At 41.6% G+C, this 12,334-nt stretch carries 2 protein-coding genes; one reads left to right on the top strand and one right to left on the bottom strand.

All coding sequences use genetic code 11. The annotated features are described in order from the left end of the window. Positions 1-270: 270 nt before the first annotated feature. Complete coding sequence (locus G458_RS0117245; RefSeq protein WP_026952997.1) at positions 271-6,768, top strand: glycine-rich domain-containing protein; 6,498 nt, start codon at positions 271-273, stop codon at positions 6,766-6,768. Between the two features lie 192 nt (positions 6,769-6,960). Here the strand turns inward: G458_RS0117245 and G458_RS0117240 are convergent, their stop codons facing one another. Next, positions 6,961-11,223: a hypothetical protein gene (locus G458_RS0117240; protein WP_157359848.1), complete on the bottom strand. Its 4,263-nt coding sequence runs from the start codon at positions 11,221-11,223 to the stop codon at positions 6,961-6,963. Positions 11,224-12,334 lie beyond the last annotated feature (1,111 nt).

The following is a 12,334-nucleotide window of genomic DNA, read 5'->3' as shown; positions in this document are numbered from 1 at the left end:
ATATTATTTTATCGAATGGAGAATATTGTATATATAATTCAAAAAAGTGTCAATAAAATATGAGGTATTATTATCGGTAAAAAGGCAAAACATTAAATAAGTTTACTCGATTCAGATAAAAAATAGACTTAAACAATTGATAATAAGCTTATAAAGTTTGGAAGAAAGAAGCAAAAAACTCAGGAATAATTCTTGTTACGGTTATTAATGATTAAATTTAAACTGCGTTTTTGACTGTTTAAAAAGCATTTCGAGGACCAAATTCTGCGCATGAGAGGAAAATTACTCCATCTTACACTTTTTCTTGCACTGATTTTTATCGGATGGGATGCGTATGGGCAGACCATAATCTATACTCCAGATATTACAAATCCAGGTGTACGTCAATTCACAGTCCCTGCAGGAGTAACTTCAATTACAGTGGAAGTTTGGGGCGCAGGAGGAAAAGGAGGATCAAGATCTTCGGGGAATGATGCAGCGGCTGGAGGAGGTGGGGGAGCCTACTCGAGAAGTACCTTCACGGTAACTCCAGGACAAGTCATTAATTATTATGTAGGTTTTGGAGCAACTTCATTAAATAAACCAGATGCAGATTCTACTTGGTTTGTAAACAATACTACATTAATGGCACGAGGAGGAAAGTCTGTACAAGATGACGGAACAACTGGTGCGGCTGGAGGGTTAGCCAGTGAAGGATTTGGTGATTTTACAAGAAGTGGTGGAAGAGGAGCAAATAAAAACGGTAGTGATGGAGGAGGAGGAGGATCATCAGCTGGAATTAACGGAAACGGAAATTACACTGGAGCTACTACGACTTCAACTGGAGCTTCTGCCCCTTTAGGAGGTGGAAATGGTGGAAATGGTGCAACAAGTCCTGGTCCAGGGGGAGATGGAGCGTCACCAGGAGGGGGTGGCGGTGGAGCAAAAAGGCAAGGTGCAAGTCAACCTGTACAACCAGGAGGATTAGGTGGAAATGGTCAAATTAGAATTTCTTACATTAGGTTGACTTCTGCAACAGGAACAGATAATCAATCGGTATGTGTTACCACTCCAATAACGACTACCACTTACACTGTCCCTATTTTACCGAGTAGCTCTACAGTTTCCATTACTGGCCTACCCGCTGGATTAACTTCCGATTACAATTCTTCCACTGAAACGATTACAATTTCTGGAACCCCCACAGCAAGTGGAACTTATACGATTACAGTTACCCCTAGTTATTTTTCCTCTGTCCCGATTACTCTAACCAGAACCGGGTCTGTAACAGTTATACCTAACAATACCGTAACTTCAAGTGCGCCAAATCAAACACGTTGTATTAATACTGCTTTATCACCAATTACCCATACCACAACGGGAGCCACTGGAATTGCCAATAATGGAGTAAGCGGAGCAAATGGATTACCTCCCGGGGTTTCTGCTAGCTGGGCTTCAAACACCATAACTATTTCAGGAACTCCAACCACTGCAGGAACTTACAACTATTCAATCCTCCTTACAGGAGGATGTGGGGCGATTAACGCAACAGGAACAATCACAGTAAATCCAAATAATACTGCTTCAGTCCCATCAAGCACACCTACACTTTGTATTAATACCACCCTTGGAACAAATATTACCCACACCACTACCGGAGCAACTGGAATTTCCAATTCTGGAGTTTCTGGTGCTAATGGTCTTCCTACTGGAATGAGCGCCACTTGGTCAGCCAATACCATTACCATTTCAGGAACTCCAACGGTTTCAGGAACTTTCAATTATTCCATTCCTTTAACTGGTGGTTGTGGCGCAATAAATGCCATAGGTACAATTACTGTGGCTCCTAACAATACAGCTTCAGCACCTTCTTCTACCCCTACACTTTGTATCAATACTCCTTTAACAAATATTACCCACACTACCACCGGAGCAACAGGAATCGGAGCTGCAACCGGGCTCCCAGCGGGAGTTACTGCAAACTGGTCGGGTAATACGATTACAATTTCAGGGACTCCAACGGTATCTGGTACATTTAACTATTCAATCCCTTTAACGGGTGGGTGTAATACCCCTGCTGTCAATGCAACCGGCACCATCACCGTTACACCAAACAATACTGTTTCTTCTGCCTCTTCTTCTCCGACCCTTTGTATCAATACTCCTCTGACAAACATTACTCATACCACAACTGGATCTTCAGGTATAAGTAATGCTGGTATTTCAGGAGCCAATGGCCTACCCATGGGATTATCGGCTAGCTGGTCGGCTGGGGTAATTACTATTTCAGGGACTCCCACCCAATCCGGAACATTTAATTATTCCATTCCTACAACAGGGGGATGTTTAGCTTTAGCTGCCACCGGTACTATAATTGTTAATCCGGCAACTGCTATTACTGCACAAAACATGTCCGACCAAAGGATTTGCGATGGCGCTTCATTTACAACTTTATCTGTAACCGCCACAGGGGTTGGGACCTTATCCTACCAATGGTTCAGTAATGATTCGCCAACCAAGACTGGAGCAATACCTGTTGGCACCAATTCAAATTCTTTTACTCCACCATCAGGAACCATAGGAACCAAATATTATTATGTAGAGGTCACAAGTGGTTGTAGCCCAATAGCTACTTCAAACTTTTCCCAAGCTACAGTTGAACCAATTACAAGTATTACAACACAACCAAGCACCGCTAACGATGTGGAATGCTTTGGGGATGGGTTCGACCCTCTTACCGTAGTTGCTAATGGGGCTGATTTGACCTATCAATGGTATTCTAATACGACCCAAACCAATTCAGGAGGAACTCTTATCCCAGGAGCGACCTCCAATTCGTTTACCCCTCCTTCAACAGATATAGGTAGTATTTTATACTATTACGTGGTTGTAACTGGCTATTGTACTTCACAAACTTCTACTGTTTCTGGATTTCATCGAGTTAACCCCCCTAAAACTGTAATCGATATTAATCCTGATTCAAATAGCTATACTGTTTGTAAGGGTGATTCCTTTGCAGAGCTAAATGTATTGGCATCTGGAGAAGGCACAATTACTTATCAATGGTATAGTAATACTTCACCGCAAAATACTGGGGGGACCTTGATTCCAGGGGAAACCAGTTCCACTTTTACCCCTCCTAGTAATGTTGTAGGAACTCTTTATTATTATGCAACAGGAAAAAGTAATTGCGGCACAGTGCCAACAGCTGTTTCAGGAGCCTATACAGTTACAGCACCGACTGAAATTTTAAGCCAAAATCTTGCCCCTCAAACCATTTGTTTTGGTAGTAGCTTTACCCCTGTTTCAATAACTGCCAAAGGTACAGGACCTGTCTCATACCAATGGTACACCAATACCACAAATTCAAACTCAGGAGGTACTCCAATCTCTGGAGCGACTAGCTCAACCTATACTCCTCCGTCCTCAGCTGTAGGAACAAATTATTACTATGTAGTTGCATCCAGTTCTTGTGGACCAGACCAGACTTCCTCTGCTTCCGGCGCTTTTGTTGTCAACCCACTTCCAACACCAACCTTTACGACTGAGCCTTTAGCTCCAGTTTGCGTAGGAGAATCCGCAACTTATACCACACAACCTGGACAGTCTAATTATGTATGGTCGGGCTTTGGAACAGCCGGGACAGATTTTACCATCACTTCTGGAGGAATTGGATCCTCAAGCAATTCTGTAACGGTAACTTGGTTAACTTCGGGTACTAAAAATATTTCTGTAAGCTACACGGACCCCAATGGATGTACAGCTGTAACCTCTGCGACCAATTCCTTAACTGTAAATCCTCTTCCTATTCCGACCTTTACGGCTGCGCCTTCTGCTCCCATCTGCGCTGGTTCTTCTGTAACTTATACCACTCAATCAGGCCAATCCAATTATATATGGTCAGTTCCTGGAGTAGCGGGAACAGACTATACTATAACTTCTGGAGGAATTGGACCCTCAAGCAATACAGTTACGCTTACTTGGTTGACTTCGGGTTCAAAAAATGTCACTGTCGGATATACGAATTCTAATAATTGTTCTTCCATCACTCCTGCGTCCAATACTTTAACAGTAAATCCCCTTCCAATTCCTACATTCACGACTTCACCAAGTACTCAGGTCTGTGAACAACAGTCGATTACTTATGAAACACAATCAGGAAAATCTAATTATGTCTGGAATGTACCCGGAACATTAGGCACAGATTATATTATTACCTCTGGGGGTTTTGGAAGCACAAATTCCACTGCAACCATACAATGGCTGACAGGTGGATCAAAAACAGTCACTGTTAGATACACTGAACCTTCTACTGGTTGCGTGGCAACTACTACTGCCACCTCCACTACTCAAGTACAACCTTATGCCACTGTTGGTCTACCAGTAGCTGCAGTTGGACAGGAACCTTTTCCCACTGCAAATTTCCCTAGTGTTTGTATTTCAAGCCCAAGTATCAGGCCCTTTGTTCAGCCAACTACAGGGGTTACGGGAATAGGTACCCCAACCGGATTGCCAGCAGGAATCAATGTCGTGTTTAATTCCTCCACAGGAAACATTGAATTTTCAGGAAATGTCACGGGAGTTACGCCAGGATTATATAGCTACAGCATTTCTCTAATAGGAAATTGTATTAACGGACAAAATGCAACAGGTACAATTGATGTTACACCTACCTATGAGTTGACTTCAGTGTCGGCAGTTTCTGCGACAGTTGCTGGAGGATCAGCCACAGTCATCATCAAGGGTAATCCTTCAAGTTTGCCAAATGGGCAATATGTAGTAGAGTATATTCTAGATGACGGTACACCTCCACCAGATCAACCAACTTCTGCGCCTTTCATCGTCTCCAATGGAACTGGTTCATTTCCAACAATACCTTTGACGGATATTAATGTTGATGTATATAAAATTTCTATAAAATCTATAAGAAAGGTAACCGATGTTTGTACAATTCCCTTAAATCAAAATGATCCAAAAAACTATGCCTTCTTTAGTGTTTGTGGAGCCACATTTGACATTAATGGAACCTTCACTGTACCAGCGGGAATTTACGAAATAACCATCCAAGCAAGAGGGGCAGGTGCAGCCGGTCAAACTACCATAAGAACTATTCCTGTCACCCCGGGCGAACCTTTAGGCGTGGTCATTGGCCAAGGCGCAGGATCGGGAAGTGCCCGAGACTCTTATGTAACCCGAGACTCTTCTTTACCAAATCCTCAAACTACAGGTTTGGCTTATGCAGCTGGAGGAGGAAGTAATACCCAAAATGGATCTATTATAATTTCTTATTCCTGTCCTGATCCTAATAAAGAAGATTGCATTGAAATCATTGATGACGGAGCAAAATCCGGGACAACTGTAATTAGATTCACTTGTGATTATCTATGGCCAATCCCAGAAGGTTTGGTTGGTTTTTCTGTATATGCTGTTGGAGGCGGCGGAGGAGGAGGAATGAGTGGTGGAAACAGTGGGACTGCAGGTGGCGGTGGTGCTGGTGGATTTATTTCTACAACAATCTCATCTTCAAATCCATACGGAATACCAAGTGGGAATAACTTAAATATAACTGTAGGTGACGGTGGTCCCGGTGCCACTAATGTCGATGAAAGAGGCTTTTCAGGTAATAATACCACAGTAAATTCGGCCATAAATGATCCTTATGGGAACATTTCAATTAATATTAATGCCCAAGGAGGAGGAGGAGGAGCTTCTTTTAATAATATTAATGGGGCAAATGGAGCCTCTGGTGGTGGGGGAGCATATAGCAATACAACACAAGGCCTAGGTGGAAGTGGAGTATCTGGCCAAGGGCGGAATGGTGGAAATTCTGTAGTTAGTAGTGGTACGGGAGCAGCAAGATCAGGAGGCGGTGGCGGAGGAGTAGGTTCAGTCGGAGGTTTAGGAAAAGCCGCTGGTTCTGGTTCAACTGAAGGAGGTGCAGGAGGGTCTGGATTATCCTTTTCTCTTTCAGGTCTATCTTACGGCTACGGTGCTGGTGGCGGTGGTGTAGGTTATAATCAAAATGGTAACTCTTCTCCAGGTTTAGGGGGAGCGGTCAATGGAACTATAATAGGAGGCAATGGAAACTTGAGTGGGCAAGGAAATCCTGGTTTAATTTATACTGGATCAGGTGGGGGAGCAGGAACTACCCGTGGTGGTAAAGGTGGCTCGGGAGTCGTCTATGTATCTTTCCTAAACGTCCGAATCCTAGAAGTCGAATTCCAAAAATTTGAGGCAAGCTATAATTCCTCCAAAAGATCCGGAGATCTTACCTGGACCACTGCCAAGGAGTGGGATAATTCCCACTTTGAAATCGAACGCTCTGTCAATGGAATAAAAGGTTGGACTAAAGTAGGTCAAGTGGCTGGATCTGGATACTCAGATGCACCGGTCTCTTATTCCTTCTCGGATAAGACCCTTCCGGCAGCAGGAGGAAATATATTCTACCGCTTGAAGCAAGTGGATCATAGCGGCAAATTCTCCTACAGTGTCACTAGGGCAATTCAGGTTGAACCTATCAAAGGAGCCACCGCATGGGTAGTCTATCCCAATCCTACGGATGGCAAGAACTTCCAGATCGAAATGATTTCCAGTGAAGAAGTTCTTGTAGGAGAGGTCAATGCGATGATCACTACCTCCACTGGACAAACCCAGTTCTTTGCTGACTCTGACCTGAACAGATTAAGCAAGAATATCGGTACTTACCTCCAACCCAAAGCGGCTGGAGTCTATGTCGTCAGCCTATCCTGGAATGGAAAATCAGAATCCTTCCGAATAATCAAGCAATAAAAACAAGGGGGAAGAATCATTAAGATCTTCCCCCTTGTTTTTTATCACTCTCCCTTGTCCACTGATTTTTTGATCAAACGGTATTTCAGATTGTTCTCAGTCAGAGAAATATCCAAGCCTGAGTAATGTGGATGAGATTAAACCATCCCCAAACCCAATTTAAACCTTGCTTTTCTGAGCCAACCTTCTCCGTTAATCCTCTTCTTTTCTTAACTCCTTGGGAATTCTAGGCTTTCCCAATCCAAAAGTCCCTCTTAAGCCGCTAAAGGTTGCTTTCCACCAGGTGCTAAAGACAAACCTTCTGTTGTCCCGCTCCAGATAGATTCTCCGGGTGGTTATTTTTTTACTCCCACCTCTCGGGTTATTGTTTTTCGCCAATAAATTCGCCCCAAAAGTGTAAACTTTTAACTTCCCCAAACCCCGTTCATAGGTAAGGCTATCCACAAACTGGATTTTCAGATCCTTATAGCCTAAGGCCATTTTCCCAATGGCATAATCCTCATTCAGGGTGAAATCCCATTGACCTTCTGTCACCTCTCCATCCACCGCTTTGACAAACATGGTTTTCATCAAAAAATCGTTCGCTTCCTCAAATCTAAATCTGTCCATGGCAATGGAAACATTCATGGGATACTTTTCAGTGAAATACATCTCGGACTTTAGGGAGACATTGGACTGATCCATGATTTTTGTTTCAATGCCAAGCCTCAATTTTTCAATAGGGTATTCCGCACTTTCCTTTCGAAGGTAAAATGGAGCCAAATCAAGCTGAATTTGATCGAAACTGATCATCCCAGGAAGGTTTCCTTTCGGAGCTATTTCATAATACCTCACTCTTCCATCTCTCACTTGCACCACCTGAAAGTCTGCATTAATTTGAGCGTGGCTCATCATAAATTGAGGCATTTCCTTGATAAAATCAGGATTAAAGGGTTTTCTTTTATCCCGAAACAGATCAATTCTTGCTCCTTCTATTCTCAGGTCATTTCCGCTGATAATCTCATCTTTCAGATATTTGACGGGATCAAGGCCTGAAAGGGAGACTTTATCCACCTTGGCCCTTACCGCATCCGTCTGATAAGGAAGGCTATTCAGCAATCCATAATTTCCCTGAACGGGTCTGACATATAGTCCTTTGATGGTCAAACCTCCATTTTCATAATACACCTGATCAAAGCTGGTTTTGTAAAGGCTATCCGGAGTCAGGATTTGGTAATTTTTAAAGGAAAAGGAAAGGTTTTTTCCCGCCAGCTCTTTAAGATCAAGCTCCTGCTTTTGGTCTAAAAAGTCTAGGCCTAAGTCGGAGATCTTGAAATCAACGTCCGTAAAACCAAGTCTTGATATTGGCCCCTCCCCTTTTCTGTGAAGCTGGATTTTCCCATTACTCAGCTGGAAATCTCCCAGAATCATAGATTCGACCAGGGAATTTTTTTCCTCCTCTATCCTTTTATCTTGGCGGGGTGGTTTGGAATACTTTTCCTTGTCCAAATACACATCAAGCACCGGATTGAGCATTCGGACATTTTTCATGTCAAATCGCTTGGTCTCCATTACATCCTGAAACCGGTTATTTAAAATAGCCAGCTCATCCATTTTCGCGTTTACAACCGGTTCACCTGGGTTTCCATGGAAATTTTTGGGAGTAATTTTCAAATCAGAAAACACAATTTCCTTTTGGGCATCTCCTAGCTGAACTTTAGAAAAACTTACCGTATGCACGCTGTCCGGCAGGGCAAATACAAAATCGTTGAGATCCAAATTGGCAGTGGAGTACAGCTTGCTTAGATCATTTTGATCCAATACCAAAGTGTCTAGGTGGAAATCCTGAATCAAAAAGCCAAACCCAGTCTGTATGGATCGAAGGGAGTTGTTTTCTCCCAGGAAATTTAATTCCAAAAATGAGTTTTTGGCCTGAATAGTATCTATAGAAACCCAGTCTACGGTTTTTTGGGTAAGCCTTTTCCTTTCCCTCTCTTTGGCAGTAGTGCTGATTTTACGGTCAATCCCGATCTCTACTCTTCCCTCACTGATCTCGAGTTTTTGGAGATCCAGCACATTGTCAAAGACAAACTGCTCAATATCCACTCCCTTGAAAATGACTTTTGGAAAATCCAATCCCAAAGCCAATCTACCACTGGAGTTTTCGCCGGGATAAACCAATAGATTATCAAAAACCAGAGACTCTTTTTTGGAATTGTAGTTCAAAAGATCTGTCTCAACGGTGTATTTTCCATTGCCCAGACTAAAGGAATAATCAGAAAAAGTAAGATCTATTTCCTCGGAAAAAAGGGTTTTCCCCGTGAAGGCAGTTTCGCTTGGATCCAGGAAAAAATTCTTCAGTTTTAGGGTGAGATTATCCTCCTGAAACAGATTTTTCTTGTTTTCAACCAAGCTTTCATACTTAATTTTCGCCTGGAAAAGATCTATGGAATCGATACTAATGGAGTTGAAATAACCCAATAGAAGTCCTTTCACATCGTCCGTGGACTGAGGAATGGTGTTTTTCTTTTCTTTGGCACGATAGGTGGAAATTTCAAACTCTGGTTGTGGCATTGAAATCGTCCCGATCCGAAGAATCTGATCATAAAAGGCAGAATTGATATCTATCCCCTCCGCTCTAAAAAGAGGAACCGCAAAGTTGATAGCGGAAGTCTTGCCATAGATATCCAAGAGGTTTTGAATTTGCTCTTGGCTCTGAGGTTTAATTTTGAGGTTTTGAACCTCCAGCAAGCTGTTTCGGGAATCTATTTTGAGCTTTTCGGCAAAAATCAAATGAAGGTTATCCTTCAATTTCAGCTGATAGTTATCCAAGGAAAGGTAAATTTCCCGGGCTGTGATCTGATCATGGATAGCCAGCAAAGTATCAGGATCGACCTTAAGTCCTTCCAAAAGAATGCTGAATTTATCAAAACCGACATCACTGCTTCTTTGCCCACGTTCATCGGTAAATTTGATTGTCCCCTCCTGCACCTCAAATTTTTCTATATCTGCAAGGTTTAGAAAACCCTTAATCGCATTTCCAAAGGAACCTTCCACAGTTTCTTCTCCCCGGTTTTCTAAACTCACCAGTTCTACTTCTGGCCTTACCAGCAAAATCCCACTTGCCGAAATGATCCCCTCATTATACAATTTCTTCAAGTCAACTTCATTTAGGGAAAACTCCGGAAGGGCTATTCTCATCAGGTTTTTAGCAGAACTGTTGGCTAGATTTGCCTTTATGGGACGAATGGAGAGGTTTTTTACAGAAAAATCATCCCGGAAGGAAGATACCATCACTTCATCTCCAGACACCAGATGCACCCCATCCCCAAGAAAAAGCCTCCCCCCTCTGATCTGCATGGAAGCATCCTCTCCATAAAAGAATTGATTTTCTCTTTTCAAAGAATCCATCCCGAGAAAAAACTGGATCATCTTGAAATCCAGCTCATCGATTTCAATTCTGTTTTTTAAGGAATCTGAAAGCTCTGATTTGATAAACTTCCCTTTGTTAATCGACAATTCCTTGATCTGAATAGAATTGAGATTGCCTCGAATCAAATCATTTAAGTCACCCGAGGCCGTACTGTCCGATTTCAAAAATGAATTTCGCACCACCTTGAAATTCGGCCGATTCAAGACCAGTTCGTCAATCTGCATTTCCGAAGTCATAAAGGCATGATTGAGATCTACATTTCCCATCAGCAACTTATCGAGTTCGACATCATAGTAGGCCTTACTTTCCTTGGTTTTATCAGAAATAAGAACAAAGTTTTTGATGTCAACCAAATTATCCAGAGAGGATATATTTACTTTTTGAGCCAAAATGGAATGAACACCATCAGGCAAGGGGAATTCCACTCCTTCTAGTTCAAACACAAATCCCTCGGCATTAAAAGGTGTTTTCCAGTCCTCCAGCGTGGTCAGGTTAATATTTTTTACCAGCAACTTGGTGTCATCTGCTTTTAGGTTGCCTCTACTTAGGAAGTTGAAGAAAAACAAATTGGCATGCTCCATTTCGACTTCTTTAATCCGTAAGCCCGCCAGACTCATTTTTTCGACACTTTTTCGGATTTCCAGTTCCAGACGCTTAATGGGCGAAATTTGCTTTTCTCCGCTATTGCTTTGGGAAGGAGGTTCTAATCCCGGAGGCATCTGCATGGAAATACTGGGATTGTCCAGGCGGATTTTGGAAACGGTAAACTCATGCTCCGAGAAATCATACCAAAGTCCAGTAACCCCAACCTGATCCAAAGTAAAATCAAACAATACCTGATCCTCTTGGTGAGTGCTAGAATTCACCGGCTTCATGACCAATCCATCCAGAAAAAACCCCCTTCTTAAAAGTGAAAGATTAAACCGATTAAAATCAATAAGATAGACTTCTTTAGTCGCCTCATTGATTTTTCTTTGGGCGTATCTTGCAAGGAAAATATTAGAACCGAAATAGGCTACAAATTCCAAAAATAGGAGTGCCAAAATAAGCTTTAGAAAAAGTCTTATAACCTTTTTCCTGAATGGGAAATCAACTTTGATCTTTTGATTTTCTGAAGACATCAGAAGAAATTCTATTTACCTGAGAAGATAATAACAAAAATCAGAATTGACAGAAAAGAAAAAAAGCAACATCTCTGTTGCTTTTTGAGCTGTAGGAGAAGGATTCGAACCTCCACGGGGTAGTTAGGCAATAGTCCGGTTTGAATTATGCTTTATTCTATTTCGATCATGATAGCTATCAGATCGGGCTCCCCACCCCCGAGACAGGAGGGCTTGTCTGCCAGTTTCAACATCCTACAGTATGTGGTTTATCTTAATCTTGATTGATAAAATCTCGCTCTTGTAGCGAAATTTGTCTTAAAGCCCTGATAATCAAAAAGCTCCTAAAGAGCTTTTTGAATTAGGAGAAATAGGTTTGAGAACTTGATGCTTCAAAATTAAGGATATGATTCATTTATTAAAATTAATGCAAGTTTTATTTTATTTTTTTACATTATTTATAATGAAAACGATTATCTATTGCTGTTTTTGAATTTAATCTTCGTAAAAATATCGCTTTGTTGGGAAATTGTTAACCAAGGGCAAATCCCAGTCCTTTTATTTTAAAACCTTAACAAAATGCCAAATTTAATTCTGTCTTTTAAAATTTAGGCAATAAAAAAACCATGAAATAAAATTCCATGGTCTTAGTCAATTAACAATAAACCCAAAATAACCTGCTGTAGGAGAAGGATTCGAACCTCCACGGAGTAGTTAGGCAAAATTACGAGCTCGCTAATTGCTTTGTCCAATGATCTCCACCCCCGAGACAGGAGGGCTTGTCTGCCAGTTTCAACATCCTACAGTATCTGTGTTTGTCAAACTTATCCGCTCATCTTTTATGAGCTTGTTTGTTGATTCAAATATAGCAGGCATTTCATTTGTTTTGCAAATTATTCAAGAATTAATCTGAATTTTTACATTATTTTTAAGGAAAACGTTTGAATAATATCTATTCGTTAATTAACCCTTTTGATCAGACTTGATTTTTGACGATTCTTCAATGGGAATTGAAAAATTTACCTTTTATTCATTTTAAAGATCATTTTTATGC

This window comes from Algoriphagus mannitolivorans DSM 15301 (genome assembly GCF_000429425.1).
GTDB classification, from domain to species: Bacteria; Bacteroidota; Bacteroidia; order Cytophagales; family Cyclobacteriaceae; genus Algoriphagus; species Algoriphagus mannitolivorans.
The sequence above is the reverse complement of the archived record's forward strand: the minus strand, read 5'-3'. Positions and strand labels throughout refer to the sequence as shown.

Coding starts and splice junctions, on each gene's coding strand:
- G458_RS0117245 (WP_026952997.1), top strand. CDS start 271: ATGAGAGGAAAATTACTCCATCTTACACTTTTTCTTGCACTGATTTTT.